18 protein-coding genes and 1 pseudogene are annotated in these 18,564 nt (G+C 64.0%); 10 read left to right on the top strand and 9 right to left on the bottom strand.

The window, feature by feature from the left end:
- The first annotated feature begins 262 nt into the window (after positions 1-262).
- Complete coding sequence (gene ndk, locus IVA92_RS05040) at positions 263-685, top strand: nucleoside-diphosphate kinase (protein ID WP_035715388.1); 423 nt, start codon at positions 263-265, stop codon at positions 683-685.
- A 44-nt stretch (positions 686-729) separates the two neighbouring features.
- The gene (locus tag IVA92_RS05035) at positions 730-1,590 is read left to right on the top strand and encodes a TerC family protein (protein ID WP_247281591.1); all 861 of its coding nucleotides are present in this window, start codon (positions 730-732) and stop codon (positions 1,588-1,590) included.
- Positions 1,591-1,593: 3 nt separating this feature from the next.
- Here IVA92_RS05035 and ppx read toward each other — a convergent pair whose 3' ends face one another.
- The 4 genes from ppx to IVA92_RS05015 all read right to left on the bottom strand — a co-directional run bounded on the left by ppx (position 1,594) and on the right by IVA92_RS05015 (position 6,749).
- Entirely contained in the window at positions 1,594-3,096 is a 1,503-nt protein-coding gene (gene ppx / locus IVA92_RS05030; RefSeq protein WP_247281590.1) for an exopolyphosphatase, read from the bottom strand.
- Between the two features lie 15 nt (positions 3,097-3,111).
- Entirely contained in the window at positions 3,112-5,304 is a 2,193-nt protein-coding gene (locus tag IVA92_RS05025; RefSeq protein ID WP_247281685.1) for an RNA degradosome polyphosphate kinase, read from the bottom strand.
- A 139-nt stretch (positions 5,305-5,443) separates the two neighbouring features.
- The gene (locus IVA92_RS05020) at positions 5,444-6,121 is read right to left on the bottom strand and encodes a DnaA/Hda family protein (protein ID WP_247281589.1); all 678 of its coding nucleotides are present in this window, start codon (positions 6,119-6,121) and stop codon (positions 5,444-5,446) included.
- An 85-nt stretch (positions 6,122-6,206) separates the two neighbouring features.
- Positions 6,207-6,749, bottom strand: a complete 543-nt coding sequence (locus IVA92_RS05015; protein WP_247281588.1) for a CDP-alcohol phosphatidyltransferase family protein — start codon at positions 6,747-6,749, stop codon at positions 6,207-6,209.
- Between the two features lie 154 nt (positions 6,750-6,903).
- On the opposite strand from IVA92_RS05015, the gene purM reads away from it, so the two are divergent.
- Both purM and purN read left to right on the top strand, forming a co-directional pair.
- On the top strand, positions 6,904-7,977 hold the full coding sequence (purM, locus tag IVA92_RS05010; protein WP_247281587.1) for a phosphoribosylformylglycinamidine cyclo-ligase: 1,074 nt from the start codon (positions 6,904-6,906) through the stop codon (positions 7,975-7,977).
- The gene (purN, locus tag IVA92_RS05005; protein WP_247281586.1) at positions 7,977-8,630 is read left to right on the top strand and encodes a phosphoribosylglycinamide formyltransferase; all 654 of its coding nucleotides are present in this window, start codon (positions 7,977-7,979) and stop codon (positions 8,628-8,630) included. Before purM ends, purN begins: the two co-directional genes overlap by 1 nt.
- Positions 8,631-8,674: 44 nt before the next feature.
- Here purN and IVA92_RS05000 read toward each other — a convergent pair whose 3' ends face one another.
- A complete protein-coding gene (locus IVA92_RS05000) occupies positions 8,675-8,986 on the bottom strand; it encodes a DUF6678 family protein (RefSeq protein ID WP_247281585.1) in 312 nt (103 codons plus the stop codon).
- 71 nt (positions 8,987-9,057) lie between these two features.
- Positions 9,058-9,264 carry a cold-shock protein gene (locus IVA92_RS04995; protein WP_008551638.1) on the bottom strand — a complete coding sequence of 69 codons (207 nt, stop codon included), beginning with the start codon at positions 9,262-9,264 and terminating at the stop codon, positions 9,058-9,060.
- Between the two features lie 371 nt (positions 9,265-9,635).
- Between IVA92_RS04995 and IVA92_RS04990 the strand changes: the two are divergent.
- A pseudogene (locus tag IVA92_RS04990) lies at positions 9,636-10,813 on the top strand (autotransporter outer membrane beta-barrel domain-containing protein).
- Positions 10,814-10,821: 8 nt separating this feature from the next.
- Here IVA92_RS04990 and IVA92_RS04985 read toward each other — a convergent pair.
- Positions 10,822-11,862 carry a LysR family transcriptional regulator gene (locus tag IVA92_RS04985; protein WP_247281584.1) on the bottom strand — a complete coding sequence of 347 codons (1,041 nt, stop codon included), beginning with the start codon at positions 11,860-11,862 and terminating at the stop codon, positions 10,822-10,824.
- A gap of 77 nt (positions 11,863-11,939) precedes the next feature.
- Between IVA92_RS04985 and IVA92_RS04980 the strand changes: the two genes are divergently transcribed.
- The 5 genes from IVA92_RS04980 to IVA92_RS04960 all read left to right on the top strand — a co-directional run bounded on the left by IVA92_RS04980 (position 11,940) and on the right by IVA92_RS04960 (position 15,489).
- On the top strand, positions 11,940-12,545 hold the full coding sequence (locus IVA92_RS04980) for a hypothetical protein (protein WP_247281583.1): 606 nt from the start codon (positions 11,940-11,942) through the stop codon (positions 12,543-12,545).
- Positions 12,532-13,152, top strand: a complete 621-nt coding sequence (locus IVA92_RS04975) for a GNAT family N-acetyltransferase (RefSeq protein ID WP_247281582.1) — start codon at positions 12,532-12,534, stop codon at positions 13,150-13,152. Before IVA92_RS04980 ends, IVA92_RS04975 begins: the two co-directional genes overlap by 14 nt.
- A 25-nt stretch (positions 13,153-13,177) precedes the next feature.
- Positions 13,178-13,741 (top strand): isochorismatase family protein, encoded by a 564-nt coding sequence (locus IVA92_RS04970; protein WP_247281581.1) that lies wholly within the window; start codon positions 13,178-13,180, stop codon positions 13,739-13,741.
- Positions 13,742-13,773: 32 nt separating this feature from the next.
- Positions 13,774-13,941 (top strand): hypothetical protein, encoded by a 168-nt coding sequence (locus tag IVA92_RS04965; protein ID WP_247419960.1) that lies wholly within the window; start codon positions 13,774-13,776, stop codon positions 13,939-13,941.
- Positions 13,942-14,106: 165 nt separating this feature from the next.
- Positions 14,107-15,489, top strand: a complete 1,383-nt coding sequence (locus tag IVA92_RS04960) for an aspartate aminotransferase family protein (protein WP_247281580.1) — start codon at positions 14,107-14,109, stop codon at positions 15,487-15,489.
- Positions 15,490-15,660: 171 nt separating this feature from the next.
- Here IVA92_RS04960 and rnd read toward each other — a convergent pair whose 3' ends face one another.
- Together rnd and IVA92_RS04950 are read right to left on the bottom strand one after the other, a co-directional pair.
- Positions 15,661-16,809 (bottom strand): ribonuclease D, encoded by a 1,149-nt coding sequence (gene rnd, locus IVA92_RS04955; protein ID WP_247281579.1) that lies wholly within the window; start codon positions 16,807-16,809, stop codon positions 15,661-15,663.
- A gap of 416 nt (positions 16,810-17,225) precedes the next feature.
- Positions 17,226-18,560, bottom strand: a complete 1,335-nt coding sequence (locus IVA92_RS04950; RefSeq protein WP_247281578.1) for an ABC transporter substrate-binding protein — start codon at positions 18,558-18,560, stop codon at positions 17,226-17,228.
- Positions 18,561-18,564 lie beyond the last annotated feature (4 nt).

The raw sequence follows: 18,564 nt of genomic DNA, 5'->3' as shown, positions 1-18,564 counted from the left end.
GCCGCCGAAACGCTCTGCCTCATGGTCAGGCTTCGGTTCGATAGCCCCGACCTTACGCCCGCGAAGCTGAACCGAACCCTGATGCGGGTTTCAGATTCGGTTCATCTGAGTGAAATCGGTGTAATCCATGTTGAATCGCGGGCTGCGAGGCCTGCGGCGAAGCGCCTATGCGGCTGTTTCGGCGGTCGCTTGCCGTCCGGCAATGGCGCCGATATAAGCCCCGCAACTGCGAACCCCCGCATTCTCCCCGAGGACAAGATTTATGGCCATCGAACGCACTTTCTCGATCATCAAGCCCGACGCGACCGAGCGTAACCTGACCGGCGCAGTCAACGCCGTGATCGAGAAGGCGGGCCTGCGCATCGTCGCACAGAAGCGTATCCGCATGACCAAGGAGCAGGCCGAAACCTTCTATGCCGTGCACAAGGCGCGGCCGTTCTTCGGCGAACTCGTTGACTTCATGACTTCGGGGCCGGTCGTGGTGCAGGTGCTGGAAGGCGAGGGCGCGATCGCCAAATACCGCGAGGTGATGGGCGCGACCGATCCGGCCAAGGCTGCCGAGGGCACCGTCCGCAAGCTCTACGCCAAGTCGATTGGCGAGAATTCGGTGCACGGCTCGGATGCGCCGGAGACGGCCGCGATCGAGATCGCGCAGTTCTTCTCTGGCAACGAGATCGTCGGCTGATCTATCAGCCGATAGGTTAGGTACGACGGGCGAAAGGACTCATTGTGGACTGGCTCTGGCAGATCTTCGATCCCGCTACGATCGGGGCATTCTTCACCCAGTTCCGCAACGAAATGGCTGCGCCGACCTTCTGGATCGCGGTTGGCAAGATCATCTGGATCAATATCCTGCTCTCCGGCGACAACGCGCTGGTGATCGCGCTCGCTTGCCGCGGCCTCAGCCCGCGGCATCGGCTGTGGGGGATGATCTTCGGTGCCGGCGCGGCGGTGATACTGCGGATCATCTTCACCGGCATCGTCGCGACGCTGATGGAGCTGCCGTATCTCAAGCTCGTCGGCGGCCTTGCGCTGATCGTAATCGCGGCAAAGCTCTTGGTGCCGGAAAACGAGGACGAGGATGACGTCGAGTCGGCCTCGCATCTGTTGCAGGCCATTCAGATCGTCGTGGTCGCCGACATCGTCATGAGCCTGGACAACGTCATTGCGGTCGCTGCCGCAGCCAACGGCAGCGTGCCGCTGCTGATCCTCGGCCTCGCCATCAGCGTGCCGCTGATCGTCGCAGGTGCCGCGCTGATCATGGCGCTGCTCGCAAAGCTGCCGGTTCTGGTCTGGGCTGGTGCTGCGCTGCTCGGCTGGATCTCGGGAGAAGTGATCGCGACCGATCCCGGCGTCGCGCCGAAGCTGCACACGCTGTTCGACGGCCCGCTCGGCGCCTCGCTGGACAGCATGCTCGGCGCACTTCGCATCCCGCCGCAATTCACCCATGGCGGCGGAGGCGGCGAATATCTTTGCGCGCTTCTCGGCGTCGTCGTCGTGCTGGTCGTCGGCACCATCTGGCGTCGGCGTAGCCTGGGCGCGGCCGCGCTCGAATCCTCGGAGCGCCACGCCAAGGCCTCGGTCGAATAGTTTTTAACGGCGGACGATCGAGCCGGCGCGGCCAATCAGGCGGGCGAGCTGGCGGAAGCGGCTGCCGACGCGGTCGGCGACGAGATCGCCGAGGCGGTGTTCGAACACCAGCATCAGCTTGCGGCTCTGGCTGCGGAAATGCGTGGCGGGTAGCACGCCCGGCCGCGCCGCCGAAATCAAGTGCGCGACGCGGAACGCTGCTCCCAGGAGGCGGGCGCGCTCGAGCTGCGCCGGCGTCAGCAGGCCCTGCATGTTAGCCGGCGGCTGGTTTTCCTCGCTCAGGCCCGCATAGCGATAGAACACCGACAAGCCGACGAAGGCGCGCTCGGTATGGGTGATCGCGCCGAAATTGCCATTGACGACGAGGCTTAGCGTCTGCTCGCCGCGATGATCGGGGTGCACGCGCCAGCCGATGTCGGAGAGCAGGCACGCGGTGTGGCGCAGGCGGCGGTCCTCTTCGGTCTCGCGCAGCTTCACGACGCGCGCAAGGCGGTCGGTCCAGGCGATCAGCTCGCGGGCATGCTTCGCCGAGCGCGACAGCAGCTGGTTGAGCTCCTCTGCTGCGCAGATCAGCCCGTCCTTGTTGCGTTCGGAGTCCGAGAGCTTCTCGTGCAACAAACCCTCGCGCACACCGAAGGTCGAGAACACGATGGTTTTCGGCTTCGCCACGCGGATGATGTGCTCGAGCACCAGGGCGGCATAGGTGAGGAGCGGGCGGCGTGCATCAGCGACGATCTCGATATCGGCCAGCATGTCGGCGGCCGCAAGCCGGCGCAAACGCCGCGAGAAGTCGAGCGCCTCGGCCGCCGAAATCGAATAGCCGTGCATCACCTGGAGCGGATAGCCGCTCTGGATGATGTGGATACGCGCGAGCGCACGCCAGGTGCCGCCGACCGCGTAAAAAGTGCGGCCGCGGCCCGCGGCGAGCTGCGGCACCTCGTCGAGCGCCTCGCGCACGATACGGTCGGCGCGCTTGAGCGATTTGTGTGCGAGGTCCTGGAGCGCGAGGCCACCGAGCGGCAGCGTCACGCCGCTGCGCACGCTGTTCCTGCGCACGTCGATCAGCTCGAGCGAGCCGCCGCCGAGATCGCCGACGATGCCGTCGGGATGATGGATGCCGGAGATCACGCCGAGGGCCGACAGCCGCGCTTCGCGCGGGCCCGACAGGATCTCGATCTTCACGGCGCAGATGCGCTCGGCCTTCGCGATGAAGTCGGGACCATTGGAGGCGTCGCGGCAGGCGGCAGTCGCAATTGCGAACACGCGTCCGACCTGCATCACGCGGCACAGGGCGCGGAACCGCTTCAGCGAGGTCAGCGCCTTGTCGACGGCGTCGGGCGCGAGCAGGCCCGTGCTCTGCACTTCGCGCCCGAGGCCGCACAGCGTCTTCTCGTTGAAGATCGGAATGAGGCTGCGCGCCAGCGCCTCGTAGACGACGAGGCGGACCGAGTTCGAACCGATGTCGATGACCGCGACGCTCGAGCCGCGCTTGCGCGGCTGCTTCACGTTGAGAATCCGGGATCAGGATTGATGACGTTCATTACGCCGCGTGAGACGGCGCGGCGAGGATTCCTTGAGCGACTTTCCACGGCCAGACAGACTCGGATTCGTCATGAAGTAGTTGTGGACGTTGAAAGGCTCCTCGCCCTTCGCGGCTTTCATACGCGTTGAGGACCCGTCCGGCAACAATTGCCAGCTCTGCTCATTGTCCTTCAGGTTCGCGACCATGATCTGTTCGAGAACCTGCTGATGCACCGTGGGATTTTGCAGCGGACACAGCACCTCGACGCGGCGGTCGAGGTTGCGCGGCATCATATCGGCCGAGGAGATATACACAGCCGCTTTTGCGCTCGGCAGGCCTTGGCCCATGCCGAAGCAGTAGATTCGGCCGTGTTCCAGGAAACGTCCGATGATCGACTTGACACGGATGTTCTCCGACAGACCGGGGATCCCGGGCCTGAGACAGCAGATGCCGCGCACCACGAGCTCGACCTGGACGCCGGCCTGCGAGGCCTCATAGAGCGCGTCGATGATGTCGGGGTCGACCAGCGCGTTCATCTTCATCCAGACCGCGCCGTGCCGGCCGTGCCGTGCATGCGCGGTCTCGCCCTGGATGTGCTCGATGATGCGCTTGCGCAAGGTCAATGGCGACACCGCCATCTTCTCCAGATCGCTCGGCGCGGCATAGCCGGTGATGAAATTGAACACGCGAGCCGCGTCGCGGCCGATGGTCGGGTCCGACGTGAAGTAGGAGAGGTCGGTGTAGATGCGCGCGGTCACCGAGTGATAATTGCCGGTGCCGGTATGCACGTAAGTCGTGAGGCTGCCGCCCTCGCGGCGCACCACCATCGAGAGCTTTGCGTGCGTCTTCAGTTCGAGAAAGCCGTAGACGACCTGCACGCCGGCGCGCTCGAGGTCGCGCGCCCAGCGGATGTTGGCCTCTTCGTCGAAGCGCGCCTTCAGCTCGATCAGCGCCGTGACCGACTTGCCGGCCTCGGCGGCTTCGGCGAGCGCACGCACGATCGGCGAGTTGTTGGAGGTGCGGTAGAGCGTCTGCTTGATCGCGACTACATCTGGGTCGCGCGCGGCCTGCTGCAGAAACTGCACCACCACGTCGAAGGATTCGTAGGGGTGATGGACGATGAGATCCTTCTGCCGGATCGCAGCGAAGACGTCGCCGGCATGCTCGCGCACGCGCTCGGGATGGCGAGGCACGTAAGGGGTGAATTCGAGGTCGGGACGGTCGAGACGAGTGAGCTGCGAAAGCTCGTTCATGGCGAGCACGCCGTCGACGAGAAACACCTCGTCGTCAGCCGTCGACAGCGCATGCTGCACGAAGCTGCGCAGCTGCTCCGGCATCTTGGCGTCGATCTCGAGCCGGATCACCGACCCGCGGCGGCGCCGCTTCAGCGCGGTCTCGAACAGGCGAACGAGGTCTTCGGCCTCTTCCTCGATTTCGAGCTCGGAGTCGCGGATGATGCGGAAAGCGCCCTGGCCATGCAGATTATAGCCGGGGAAGAGACGGTTGATGAACAGGGCGGTTGCCTGCTCCAGCGAAATCAGCCGGACGGCCTTGCCTTCGGCCGGCAGGCGGATGAAGCGGTCGATCTTGCCGGGCATGCGGATCAGGGCGTTCATCTGCTTGCCGTCGGCAGCGCGCGTGAGCTGGAGCGCGATGGTGAAGCCGAGGCTAGGAATGAACGGGAAGGGGTGGGCCGGATCAATTGCGAGGGGAGTCAGCAGCGGGAACACGTTATTGAGGAAGTAGTCCTCGATCCAGGTCCGTTCCGGCTTGGTGACGTCCTTGCCGTCGACCAGGACGATGCCGACCTCGGCGAGCGTGCCGCGCAGGTCGCGCCAGATCGCCTGCTGGTCGGAGGCAAGTTGGGAGACGGTACGATTGATCAAGGCAAGCTGCTCCGACGGGGTCAGGCCGTCCGGGCTGCGCTCGGCAATGCCCTCGCGCACCTGGGCCTTGATGCCGGCGACGCGGACCATGAAGAACTCGTCGAGATTGTTTGCCGAGATCGACAGGAATCGCACCCGCTCCAGCATGGGATGGCTGGGATTGACCGATTCTTCCAGGACACGGCGGTTGAAATGCAGCCAGGACAGCTCGCGGTTGATGAACCGTTCGGGGCTCGAAGCGATCGCCGGCAGGCTCTCCGTTTCCGGGGCTTTTTCTTTGATTTCAACAGCTTGCGCAGAGTCCATGAGAAGTCGATCCATCCAGTTCACCCCAATTGCGACTTACGCGCAAAATCGGTGGGAGCATGTGTTAGAGCGATGACGTTTCGATGACATTGATGTTCCGCCGCTCCGCCGCGTCAAGCGGCTGGTGCCAGCGAACTGGTCAGACGTCCCGAAGCAGCTCGGCCGCCAGCGCCCGGGTGACGGGGCGGCCAAGCCGCAGGGCCTCGCTGTCGAGCAATTCTACCGCCTGCCGGGCGGCGGCCGAGGATCGCTCCAGCCGGGTAGCGAGGTAGCTGACGATGTTCTCATCCACCGTGAGCTGGCGGTCAGCGCAGAATTTGACGATGAGGCCGCGGAAAAGCTGGTCGTCCGGCGACAGCAACGCGACCACCGGCACGGCGCGCAGACGCGAGCGCAGGTCGCGAAGCTCGATCTCGAGCGATGCGGGTAGCTCGCGCCCGGTGAAGAGGACGTAGGCGCCATCCTCGCGGGCGAGGTTCATCAGGTGGAAGAGGGCGCGCTCGTCAAACTCTTTCGCCTTGAGATCTTCGACGACCAGCGCTCCGGTCGCGAGCGCGCCCGGGACCGCGGCGGCGGCCAGCGCATTGGCCGTGGTCGAGCGGGCGCCTGATACCTCGGCCCAGATCGCGGCGAGATGGCTCTTGCCACTGCCTTCGGGGCCGGTCAGCCACATGATCCGGTTCGGCCATTCCGGCCAGGCGTCGATCAGGCCGAGACCGGCCGCGTTGGCGGGGCCCTCGAGGAAATTGTCCCGGCTGAGGCTTTCCGCATGCGGAAGCGAAAACGCCAATTGTCGGGGATGAACGCGGCCTGCCACGCTTGCCTTGCTCCATGCCGGCGTCCCGGCCTCGTTTGGATTCGACTTTCGAGCGGGAGTTGGCCTTTTGCGGGGCCACATCCACTCATTTGGCCTCGATCGTGCTCATGTGCCGCAGCCACTCGACGAGATAGAGCGACACCGAGGAGAGCGTGAACACCGTGACGAGGCCCATCAGGATCGTATCATAGGGTGCCGGCTTGAAGCCGAAGGCAAGCGCCGCCAGCACCAGCGCCGCGAATGCCACTTGTGCCACAGTATTGAGCTTGGACACCTTTGATGGCTTCATCTCGACCGGCCGGTCGAACAGCCAGGATACGATCACGGCGGCGACGATCATGATGTCGCGCGAGACCACCAGGATGACGATCCAGCGCGGAATCGCCCCCCAGATGCCGAGCGCCATGTAGATCGAGACCAGCAGCGCCTTGTCCGCGAGCGGATCGAGCAGGGCGCCGAGCTCACTCGCCATGTTGAACCGCTTAGCCAGGAAGCCGTCCACGGCGTCGCTGATACCGGCGATCAGGAAGACCGCGAACGCCACCTCCATTTGGCTCGACACGATGGCCCAGACGATGATCGGGACCAGCATGATGCGGCCCAGGGTAATGATATTCGGAATACTCACGCGGCGCTTCCCGGCACCCGGCCTGACTTCGGATCCGGCCCCTAGGGAGGCTGAACCGGTTGATATCTACATACTATAAGGCGGGGCGCCACGCTTGCCATTGCGTGTCCCCGGAATTCGACGTAACCAGCCGCAAACCCACTGGAAATCGGGCATGACCGACCGCAAAAACGGCCTCACTTACGCCGATTCAGGCGTCGATATCGACGCGGGCAACCGCCTCGTCGACCTGATCAAGCCGATGGTGCGCGCCACCGCGCGGCCCGGCGCCGACGCCGAGATCGGCGGTTTCGGCGGCCTGTTCGACCTCAAGGCGGCCGGTTTCAAGGACCCCGTCCTGGTCGCCGCCACCGATGGCGTCGGCACCAAGGTCAAGATCGCGATCGAGACCGGCCTGCATGGCGGCATCGGGATCGATCTTGTCGCGATGAGCGTCAACGACCTCGTGGTCCAGGGCGCCGAGCCGCTGTTCTTCCTGGACTATTTCGCCTGCGGCAAGCTCGATCCGGAGGCCACCGCCGCGATCGTCGCGGGTGTTGCGGAGGGCTGCCGGGAATCCGGCTGCGCCTTGATCGGCGGCGAAACGGCCGAGATGCCCGGCCTCTACAAAGACGGCGATTACGACCTCGGCGGATTTGCAGTCGGCGCCGCCGAACGCGGTACGCTGCTGCCGCGCCCGGACATCGCGGCGGGCGACGCCGTGATCGGGCTCGCGTCGTCGGGTGTGCATTCCAACGGCTTCTCGCTGGTGCGCAAGATCGTGGAACAATCCGGTCTCGGCTTTCAGGCGCAGGCGCCGTTCGCGCCGGTCATGACGCTCGGCGGCGCGCTGCTGACGCCAACGCGGCTCTACGTCAAATCCTGCTTGCGTGCGATCCGCGAGACCGGCGCGGTGAAGGGGCTGGCCCACATCACCGGCGGCGGTTTCACCGACAACATTCCGCGCGTGCTGCCGAAGAACCTCGGCGTCGGCATTGACCTCGCACGCCTGCCGGTGCTGCCGGTGTTCAAATGGCTGGCCGCGCAGGCTGGCATCGCCGAACTCGAAATGCTGCGCACCTTCAATTGCGGTATCGGCATGATTGCGATCGTCGAGCCTGACAAGGTCGAGCAGGTGGTTGAGGTCTTCACCGATGGCGGCGAGACCGTGGCGCAGCTCGGCACCGTGATTCCCGCCGAGGGCGAGCACCGCGTCGTCTATAACGGCCATCTCGACCTGGCGCTGTGATGAAGCGCCGCGTCGCCATCCTGATCTCCGGCCGGGGCTCCAACATGGCCGCGCTGATCAAGGCAGCAAGCTCGGCGGATTTTCCGGCGGAGATTTCGCTGGTGATCTCGAACAAGACCGGTGCGCCGGGGCTGGAACGGGCCAGGGCGAGCGGCGTGACGACCGAGGTGATCGAGAGCAAGCCGTTCGGCAAGGATCGCGCCGGCTTCGAGAAAGTATTGCAAGCCGCGCTCGACCGGCACGGCATCGAGCTGATTTGCCTGGGCGGCTTCATGCGCCTGTTCACGGCGGATTTCACCAAGGCCTGGTACGGGCGGATGCTCAACATCCATCCGTCGCTGCTGCCGTCCTTCCCCGGTCTCGATCCGCACGGCCAGGCCCTGCGTGCCGGCGTCAAGCTATCCGGTGCGACGGTGCACTTTGTCATTCCAGAGACCGACGCAGGCCCGATCGTGATGCAGGGCGCCGTCCCCGTCAGCGATCACGACACGGTGGATACGCTGTCCGAGCGTATCCTCGAAGTCGAGCACCGCATTTATCCCGAGGCGCTGCGGCTGCTCGCGACCGGCAAGGTCCGGATCGAGGGTGATGTGTGCAGGACGGTGGGCAGCGCGGCGTCGGAGAATTTTCTGATTGCGCCCGTGGTGGGCTGAGCCGGGCACCTCGGGCTCACTCGATGTAGCCTGCTGCCTCGCCGTTACGAACATATCCGTAGATCCTGACCGGCCGTCGTCTGCTCTCCGGCAAACCGCATGCGGCGCAGGATTGCGCGGACAAGTTCACGTTGGTGCGCGGTCTCGGTGGATAGTTCAGCCCATTCCATCCAATCCCATCCAACGCTCATCCAGTGATAGAACCATTCGCCATCCCACTGGCTCAGATTTCCCGTTTCCAGGTTCTTGCAGCGAAATCGAGGTTGATCGGAGGGGGCAAGGGCGAGCATCGCCTCCCGCAACTCGCGCCATTTTGTATCATTCGCGGCCGAATAATAGTCGGACTGCTGAGCCATATGGCTGCCAAACAAAATCCCCCGGCAGAGCCGGGGGCAACGTCATGATCTCTCGCGTGTCGTGAGAGGCATCAGGAGACCTTGAGGTTCTCCGCGGATGATTTGCCGCGGTTCTCCACGAGGTCGTATTCAACCACCTGGTTCTCGTTGAGGGTCGAGAGTCCGGCGCGCTCGACGGCGGAGATGTGGACGAACACGTCCTTGTCGCCGCCGTTCGGCTTGATGAACCCATAGCCCTTGGTCGGGTTGAACCATTTGACGGTGCCCTTTTGTGGCATCGCTAGTCTCCTCCACTAGATAGCAAAAAGACGCGGCCGGTTTTTCGCGTGCCACGCCACAAACGGCCTTCCGAAAGTCTGTCGAGTCTTGAGTCTCAATGTCGCGAAACGCACAGCCAGCGGCCAATTCCGTTGTGGCCAATATTGCAACATGAAAACCGTGCGTTAGCAAGCAGAGCACGAATTTCAAAATCGCCCCGGATGTGCCCGGGCCCAATTTCGACCTGTGGCCGGGGAACCACAATCAGGAGCAATCCCCCTTATCTGGAGGCGTCCCGTGGTTGACCCTCCGTAACAGTTCGGCGCAAATCAGCTCATGGGCGCTCATGTTGCATTTTTGCGCGCCGCCATTTGCTTCGGGTTTTGTCGTCATGCGCTGCACTGCGCAGCCACCAGGGACACGGCAGACGATCGGGCTGAACCGCGTCCGCCGGGTCGCGGCAGCGATCGCCACGACCTTCACCCTTATGGCGTTTGCGCTCATCGTGACGATGTCGGCGGCTACGGCCGTCCTCGCGCAAAGTCCCACGCCGACGCCGACCCCGACCCCGACACCCACGCCGTCGCCGACCCCGGTCCCGATGCCGACCTCGGCCAATTATGACCAGTCGGCCGGCAACAGCACGCTCAATCTCGGCTCAGGTTTCCTGGAGCGCCTCGGCAACCAGGCATCGAGCGGCTTTAACCGGGCGTTGCGGACCAATCCCGGCGGTGGCGGCGCATCGGCGAGCACCGAAGATCCGCGCTACCGCACCTGGTTCGAGGGCTATGGCATCTCGGTCCGCACCGATGCGCAAGGCGACTTCGTCGGCGACAAGCGCAAGACTTTTGGCGGCGTCGCCGGCATCGGCGCACGGCTCGCGCCGGGTGTCAGTATCGGCTTTTCGGTCGACCAGAGTCACACCGACATCGACGTGCCCTTGGCGCTCCAGTCCGCGACACTCGACCTCACCCAAATCGGCTTCAATGGCTCCGTCGACAAGGGGCCATGGACCTGGGCCTTTGCGGTGGTGCACGGCTTTGGCAAGGTCCGTTCCAGCCGTAATACCGGCCTTGGGCTTGCGCGGGCGGCTACAGCGCCGCGGTCGACGGCGCGCTGACCGAGATCAGCTATTACTGGACCAAGGACCAGATGCGCATCGTGCCGAAGGGCGCGGTCGAATACGTGCGCGGTACCAGCGCGGCGTTCCAGGAGGTCGGCGGCCTTGATCCGCTCAACGTCGGCGCAACAGCGCTGTCGCGTGCGCGCATCATGATCGGGGCCGAGATCGGCCGCTATTTCGTCATCGACCAGAAGATCCTAGACCTGTCCGCCTACGGCAAGTTCGTCGACAATTTCCACCAGGACCTCGGATCGATCCAGGTCAGCCTGGGCACCCAGAGCATCGTCGTCCCCGGCATCGGCGAGAGTCGCTACGGCATGGATGCCGGCGCCTCGGCCTCGCTCAGCCTGACCAGCGTCGCGCGGCTCTACGTCAATTACGACGGCAAGCTCCGCAACGAGCTCACGTCGCACCAGGGCACGGTCGGCTTCGAATACAAATGGTGAGCTGAAGTCTATGCGGGTGTTGCCGCAACGTAGCCGGTCAGCCCAAATCCGTCGCGCGCGGCCGTCATCATCGGCACCAGCGCGTTCGGATGGATGAACTCGTCGCGGAAGCAGGGATAGGTCCTGGGATCGAAGATCTTCTTCAGCCAGTCGACCACAATCTTGTGCCGCTCGGAGGTGCGGAACTCCTTGTGATAGGTGAGCCAGAGATCGGCGTGGTGGCTGACGCCGAGATCGACGGCAACGAGCGGCGCACCAAGCGCGATCGAAACCGTCGGCAGGAAGCCGATGCCGGCGCCGCGTTCGACGGCATAGAGCGCGCCGACCGAGGAGTTGATCTTGATGCCGACGATGCCCTCCAGCGACGTCAGCCCGAGCACGCGGGCATAAGCGCCGTCGTCGACTTGCGGCGCGCTCTGCTTGATGATGCGGTGGTTGTTGAGTTCGGCGAGCGTTGCCGGGACGCCGTAAAGGCTCTCGTACTCCTTGGAGACGAACGGATAGATGTGCAGCCGGCCCAGCTTGGCCACGATCAGATCCGGATTGGTGGGTGGCTCGAGCTGGATCGCGATGTCGGATTCCAAGCGAGCGACGTCGGCCTGCTCCATCGCACAGCGCAGATCGACGGTGATCTTGCGATAAGTCTTCTGGAAATCGATCAGCCGCGGCAAAATCCAGAAATTGCCGGGCCCCTCCGTCACCGCGACGCGCACGGTGCCGGCAGTGTCGTTCGACGAACGCGAGGCGCGACGGAAGACGTTGAAGGCGTGACGCTCCATATGCGCGACATCGGCGATCATCGCGGTGCCTTCATCGCTGAGCGTGAGCCCGCTCTGGTCGCGCAGGAACAGCTTGCAGCCGATGCTCTCTTCGAGCCGGTCGATCCTGCGCATCAAGGTGGTGGAGGTGAGCCCGAGCTCTTCGGCTGCATTGCGAAAACTTTTATATTTTGCGCACGCTAAAAACAGCTTCAAATCGTCCCAGGACGCACCCAGGGCTTCTTCACGGTGCTGCATCATCGCAGCACCCCGGTGCAATAACTGCTGCATACTGTTGGTCCCCAACCGCTAAGCTCGTCCTCATAGCGGGGTACGAAAGCGGCAAACGATAGAGAGGCGATATCGGTATGGAAAGGGGCTCGTTTGACGCACGGCATGATTTCGATGCGCTGCCGCTGAGCCCGGACGTCGATGTCCGTTGTGCGCAATCTTCCGAAATCGCGGCGCTTTCGGAGATGGCGCATCGGCTGGTGCCGGGTGTGCGGATCGAGGCGGCGGAGCTTTCGAAATATCTCACGTTCGATCCTCAGAGCATCCTGACTTTCAGCCGGAAGGGACTTCTGCTCGGCGGCATGGCCTTCCTGTTCCTCAATGATCGCGGGCACGATGCGCTGCTGCTCGACGAGATCTGCCTGACTGCGCCGGAGACGCGCCATCTCGCTTCAGCGAAGGACGACGTTGCGGCCATCTACATCTGGGCGATCGCGGCGACGGGGCGCGGCATCGCCGGTCTCGGCAAGGCCGCGGCTCATCTGCGACAGCTAAGGTTTCGCGGCGCCGATTGCTATGCGCAGCCGTCAACCGTGGCCGGACGCGATATCATGAGGGCGACCGGCTTTGCGCCCGTTCCGAGCTTCCAACCCGACCTCTGGTGCTACGAGCGCCCCTGGCATCGCCGGCCGATGCCGGGTGCAATCATCCAAGCAAGGAGTTTTGCAGATGCACGGTACTAGAATTCCTTTCGCCAAGCCCGACTCCCGCGCCGTTACCATTCGCCTTGCGCGCGATCCCAGCGATCTCATGCTGGTCACCGCGATCCGTTCCGCGGTCTATCTCGCCGAGCAGAATTGTCCGTTCGAGGAGGAGTTCGACGGCAACGACATGGTCGCCGCGCATTTCATCGGCTTCGTCGGTAACGAGCCCGCGGGCTGCCTGCGCGTGCGCTTCTTCGGCGACTTCGCCAAGGTGGAGCGCCTTGCGGTGCGTCACCAGTACCGGCGCTCGCGCGTCTCGTTCAAGCTGGTGCAGGCGAGTGTCGACTATGTGAAGCGCAAGGGCTTCCGCAAGATTTACGGCCAGGCGCAGGACCGCCTGGTGGATTTCTGGGCCCATTTCGGCGCCAAGCCGCTCGGCCACAATCGCAAGATCACTTTCTCCGATTTCTCCTACACCGAGATGCTGCTTGAGATCGAGCCCGGCCCGGACGCCATCACGCTGGACAGCGATCCCTATGTGATCATCCGGCCCGAAGGCGATTGGGACCGGCCGGGCGTGCTCGACGCCTCGGCGGGGCGGGCGGTGACCTCGCCACTGCGGCACCTCGCGGCCGCCGATCACTGAGCTAGGTGCAACTGCGCGCAAGACAATGCCGGTTTCCATCCACGATGATCCTCCGATCCTGGTCTGCGCGGACCTGCAGGTCGAATATCTGACCCCTGGGCGCCGCCACGTCATCCTCGGCGGCGATGCCGCCACCGCACGCTGCCTGGAACTGCTGACGCTGTGGCGCAGCAATCTCTGGCCGGTGATGCATTTGAAGCGCATCGCGCAGGCGGCCTGGTTCAATCCGGCATCCAGGCTGACCGATTGGATCGCGGAGGCGAAGCCGCGTCCGGGAGAAATGACGTTCGAGCATCCGCTGCCCTCGGCCTACAGCTCGTCGCGGTTTGTGGACTATATGTCCAATATCCACAATGTGCGCTGCGTGTTGGCCGGCTTTTCCCTGGACGAGACCATCCTGGCCACCGCCGTGGACGGGTTTCACCGCAGCCATCGTTACGAGGTGATCACTGACGCCGTGGCCTGCCGGCAGCCGGGCACGGGCGATGCCGCCGCCTACAAGCGTGCAGTAGTGAATGTCATCGGGAATTTTGCTACGATCCATTCCAGCGCCGAACTGATCAGAACCAGCGGCGCCGTTGCGGTGTAGGCGGCCGCGATCGGCGGGGTGGGGTTGAGACATTGTCCCGGGGAGAACACCTCAAGGAGCTGGCAAGCGATTTGTCGCGTGCCGTCGAAACGGCGCGCCGCGTCGGCTTGCCCACGACGGTCTATCTGCTCTCGATGGCGCTCGTCGAGGTGAGGGAGGCCGCCGCCGCTGAAGACGGGGATGACGACGACGCGGCCTAAAAAGCCGTCCAATCCCGATATGCGGCTTTGTGCAACGCTGCTGAGCGCTTGCTGCCGACGAATTGGCGTTGCAAGCTTTGTCTCATCGAAATAGCCAAGTAACTTGATCATCAAGTGATGACGCTGGCTGTGCCGGCGGTGTCACGACTTTAGGGATCCCTGCAAATGTCCATGCTGCCGAATTCGCAAGAGGCCCGGGATGTGGCCTACCAGCTCCATCCCTACACCAACGCGCGCACCCATCAGCAGGCCGGTCCTCTCGTGATCGAGCGCGGCGAGGGTCCCTACGTGTTCGATGCCGCGGGCAAGCGCTATTTCGAGGCGATGGCCGGCCTGTGGAGCGTCGGGCTGGGCTTCAATGAGAAGCGTCTGGTCGACGCCGCGCACAAGCAGATGCAGGCGCTGCCGTTCTATCACACCTTCTCGGCCAAATCGCACGGGCCCTCGATCGATCTCGCCGAGAAGCTGGTCGCGCTCGCGCCGGTGCCGATGAGCAAGGTGTTCTTCACCAATTCCGGCTCGGAAGCCAATGACACGGTGCTGAAGCTGATTGCCTACCGCTCCAACGCGCTGGGCCAGCCGCAGCGGAAGAAGGTGATCAGCCGCCTGCGCGCCTATCACGGCGTCACTATCGCCTCGGCCAGCCTCACGGGCCTGCCCAACAATCACCGCTCGTTCGACCTGCCGCTGCCGAACATCCTGCACACGGGCTCGCCACATTTCTACAAGGACGGCGCACCCGGCGAGAGCGAGGAGGCGTTCGCGACGCGCCGGGCCGAGGAACTGGACGCGCTGATCCAGAAGGAGGGCCCGGATACGATCGCGGCTTTCTTCGGCGAGCCGGTGATGGGTGCGGGCGGCGTCATCGTTCCGCCGGCGACCTATTGGGACAAGATCCAGAAGGTCTTGAAGAAGTACGACATCCTGCTGGTCGCCGACGAGGTGATCTGCGGATTTGGCCGCACCGGCAAGATGTTCGGCTGCGAGACCTACGGCATCAAGCCGGATGCGATCGTGGTGTCCAAGCAGATCACTTCGAGCTATTTCCCGCTGTCGGCGATCCTGCTGAACGACCGCATGTTCGAGCCAATCGCCGACGAGAGCAACAAGATCGGCGTGCTCGGCCACGGCTTCACCGCCGGCGGTCATCCCGTCGGCTCGGCGATTGCGCTTGAGAATTTGAAGATCATCGAGGAGCGCGGCCTGGTCGCGCATGCTGCCGAACTCGGCGGCTACATGCAGGGCAAGCTGCGCGAGCTCGCCAGTGGTCCGCTGGTCGGCGAGGTCCGCGGCGTCGGCATGATTGCTGCCCTCGAGCTCGTGCTCGACAAGGGGCGCAAGACCGCAGCCGCTACGCCGGGCGCCGTCGGCGGCATCGCCAGCCGCATGCTGCAGGAGCGCGGCGTTATCTCCCGCAACATGCTCGATGCTATCGCCATCTGCCCGCCGCTGATCGCCACCAGGGCGCAGATCGACGAACTGATCGCGGCGATCTCGGGTGTGCTGGAGGACATGAAGGGGGAAGTTGCGAAGCTGACACCGGCGTAAAATCTCTCCTCATTATTGCGAGGAGCGAAGCGACGAAGCAATCTAGCCTGCCTCCAACGAAAGATTCTGGATTGCTTCGCGGAGCCTGTCATCGGGCCGCGCTTCGCGCGGACCCGTTGGCTCGCACTGACGACGCGGCTGGCAGAGCGCCAGCCACAGGCCTTCGCGGGCCTACGCCCGCTGCACCCCGATCACGCGGCCTTTTTCGATTGCGAGCGCCAGCTCGCCCCGCTTCAGTTTCAGCGCGGCATCGCCGAACAGCTCGCGGCGCCAGCCACGCAAAGCCGGCACGTCGGCCTCGTCACTGGCTGCGATCTCTTCGAGATCGTCGACGGTGGCGATCACCTTGCTGGCGACGGCATGGCGCTCGGCGGTCATGCGCAGCAGCACCTTCAACAATTCGACGATGGCCGCTCCATTGGAATTGTTGCGCGGCTTCTCCAGCTTCGGCAGCGTCGAGAAATCCCGCGCCAGTCCGCGCTCGACGGCCGCGACGATGTCCGCGCCCCATTTGGATTTCTCAAACCCCTTCGGCACCGAGCGCAGATGGGCGAGCTTCTCAAGCGTAGTCGGCGCATGCGTTGCGATGTCGCTGACCGCTTCATCGCGCAGCACGCGGCCGCGCGGCACGTCGCGGCTCTGCGCCTCCTGCTCGCGCCAGGCCGCCACCTCCATCAGCACCGCGAGGTCCTTCGGCTTGCGCACCCGGGTCTTCAGCCGCTCCCAGGCGCGCTCGGGGTGGAAGTCGTAGGTTCTGGGCGAGGTCAAAACCTCCATCTCGATGGAGACCCATTCGCTGCGGCGGCGCTTCTTCAGGTCGGCATCGAGCGCCGCGAACACGTCGCGCAAGTGGGTGACGTCGGAGACCGCGTAATGCATCTGCTCCTTGGAGAGCGGCCGGCGTGACCAGTCGGTGAAGCGATGGGTCTTGTCCGGGCGGTGCCCGGTAACCTTCTCGACCAGTTGGTCGTACGCAATGCTGTCGCCATAGCCGAGCACCATGGCCGCGACCTGGGTGTCGAACACCGGGTGGGGAATGATGCCGGCCTGGTGCCAGATGATCTCGATGTCCTGGCGAGCGGCGTGGAAGACCTTCAGCACGGCCTCGTTGCCCATCAGCTCGAAGAACGGCTTGAGGTCGATGCCCTCGGCCAGGGCGTCGATGACGACAGCTTCCTCGGCGCTCGCCATCTGCACCACGCACAACAGCGGGTAATAGGTGGTTTCGCGCAGGAACTCGGTATCGACGGTGATGACGGGGTGCTTGGCCAGCCGGCTGCAGGCAGCCGCAAGGTCAGCGGTGGTGGTAATCAAATCCATGAACGGCCCATGACGAGACCATCAGCCGTTCTGCCGAAAGTGCAGTGATGTCAAGGGGCTCGATGCGAATTCGAGCCTTGCATTTGGGCCGGAATCGCCTTTTCCGACAAAAATCCTATTCGTAGCGGACCCGTTGCGAGGATTTCCGGACGCATGGCAGTGCCACCACAAGCACGCACATGCCGACCAGAGCCAGTCGCAGGAACTCGAATACCAACAGGTCCACGGTGAAAACCCCTCAGAAACATTGCTAAACTTGTCCGGGACGAATTGAGGGTCTGTTAATTCTCGTGGTTACCGGCCGCGGGGCGGGCCGGATGGTGGACAAGGCGTTAACGGGCGGGGCCCGTCGAAACGCATTCGGCGCCCCCGCATGACGGCGCGCCGAAGCTTGTTCGCGCGATGAGTTGCCGGCCTTACGGCAGTTTCAGCGACGTCTCAGCGTTGTACGGCTTGAGCGTCTCGTCGGCGGCTTTCTGAGCGGCGGTGAGGGCGTCCTTCGGCTGCTTCTTGCCGTTGAGGACCAGCATCACCTCGTCCTCGAGGTTCTTGCGCACCGGCACGGTCTTGTAGGTGGCAAACCACGGCTTTGCGACGTCGAGCTGTTCGACGGCGGTCTTGGCGTCCGGGTTCTTGTTCAGGAAGTCGACCATGTCGGGCGTCTTGTAGGCAGCCATATTGGGCGCGAAATAGCCGGTGGCGCGGCTCCACCAACCGCTCTTCTCGGGCGAGGTCATCCACTTGATCAGCGTCCAGGCGGCCTTCTGCTTGTCGGCTTCGAGCCCTGGCGGAATGATCAGCGATGCGCCGCCGATCGGCACGGCATTGCGGACGTTGCGAGGAATGAAGGCGACCTTGTAGCTGAACTTGGCGTTGTCGCGCACATAGGTCAGCGACCCCGTCGAGAGCATCATCATCGCGGCATTGCCGGAAATGAAGGAGGTGCTGACGGCCGGGCCGGGCGTCGCGCCGGGCGCATGCACCTTGTGCTTAAAGATGAGGTCGTTCCACCAGGTGAGCGCACCGAGCATCGAAGGCGTGTCGTAATAGACTTCGCCGCCAAACTCCTCGTTGTAGTAGCGCCCGCCGTTGGACATCGTGAGCGTTTCCATCATCCAGCCGCAATAATCATAGGCGCATGGAATGGCGATGCCCCAGCGCATGACCTTGTCACCCTCGCGCTTGGTGAGCGTCTTGGCCCATTCGGTAAGCTCGGCCCAGGTCTGCGGCGGCTTGTTCGGATCGAGGCCGGCCTCCTTGGCCTGATCGGCATTGATGTAGAGCAGCGGCGTCGAGTTGTGGAAGGGCACGCCGTAGACCGAGCGGTTGATCACCGCGTTGCCCTGCAGCGCCGGGAAGAACTGGCCCAAGAACTTTTCCTTGGTGGTGCCGTCGGCGGCGATCAGGGGGTCGAGATTGGTAAGCTCGTTCTCGATCTGCATGTCGAGCAGGAAGTTGGCCGACATGATCACGGCTGACGGCGGCTTGCCGGCCTTGATCGCCGCGCGCGTCTTGATCAGCGTGTCGTCGTAGGAACCGGTGTAGACCGCGGTCGCCTTGACCTCGGGGTGGGTCTCATTGAACTCCTTCATCAAGGTCCCCATGTCGCGGGCGAGCTTGCCGTCGACCGGGACGGGGAAGAACAAATCGATCTCGGTCGGGCCTTCGCCGGCAAGGGCTGGAAAGGCGAGGGCGCCAGCCAATGTGCCTGCAATGGCAAGGCCGAGCATGAGCCTGCGGGGGAACAGCATCGGA

Origin of the sequence: Bradyrhizobium sp. 154 (assembly GCF_023073875.1) — a bacterium.
Lineage (GTDB): Bacteria > Pseudomonadota > Alphaproteobacteria > Rhizobiales > Xanthobacteraceae > Bradyrhizobium.
This window is presented reverse-complemented; position numbering and strand designations above follow the sequence as displayed.

What these genes read in the sequence shown, in the direction of transcription:
- ndk (WP_035715388.1), top strand. Translation starts at nt 263, where the DNA reads ATGGCCATCGAACGCACTTTCTCGATCATCAAGCCCGACGCGACCGAG.
- purN (WP_247281586.1), top strand. Translation starts at nt 7,977, where the DNA reads ATGAAGCGCCGCGTCGCCATCCTGATCTCCGGCCGGGGCTCCAACATG.
- IVA92_RS04975 (WP_247281582.1), top strand. Translation starts at nt 12,532, where the DNA reads ATGCACGGTACTAGAATTCCTTTCGCCAAGCCCGACTCCCGCGCCGTT.
- IVA92_RS04950 (WP_247281578.1), bottom strand. Translation starts at nt 18,560, where the DNA reads ATGCTGTTCCCCCGCAGGCTCATGCTCGGCCTTGCCATTGCAGGCACA.
- rnd (WP_247281579.1), bottom strand. Translation starts at nt 16,809, where the DNA reads ATGGATTTGATTACCACCACCGCTGACCTTGCGGCTGCCTGCAGCCGG.
- IVA92_RS04985 (WP_247281584.1), bottom strand. Translation starts at nt 11,862, where the DNA reads ATGCAGCAGTTATTGCACCGGGGTGCTGCGATGATGCAGCACCGTGAA.
- IVA92_RS04960 (WP_247281580.1), top strand. Translation starts at nt 14,107, where the DNA reads ATGTCCATGCTGCCGAATTCGCAAGAGGCCCGGGATGTGGCCTACCAG.
- IVA92_RS04970 (WP_247281581.1), top strand. Translation starts at nt 13,178, where the DNA reads ATGCCGGTTTCCATCCACGATGATCCTCCGATCCTGGTCTGCGCGGAC.
- IVA92_RS05025 (WP_247281685.1), bottom strand. Translation starts at nt 5,304, where the DNA reads ATGGACTCTGCGCAAGCTGTTGAAATCAAAGAAAAAGCCCCGGAAACG.
- IVA92_RS04980 (WP_247281583.1), top strand. Translation starts at nt 11,940, where the DNA reads ATGGAAAGGGGCTCGTTTGACGCACGGCATGATTTCGATGCGCTGCCG.
- purM (WP_247281587.1), top strand. Translation starts at nt 6,904, where the DNA reads ATGACCGACCGCAAAAACGGCCTCACTTACGCCGATTCAGGCGTCGAT.
- IVA92_RS04995 (WP_008551638.1), bottom strand. Translation starts at nt 9,264, where the DNA reads ATGCCACAAAAGGGCACCGTCAAATGGTTCAACCCGACCAAGGGCTAT.
- IVA92_RS05000 (WP_247281585.1), bottom strand. Translation starts at nt 8,986, where the DNA reads ATGGCTCAGCAGTCCGACTATTATTCGGCCGCGAATGATACAAAATGG.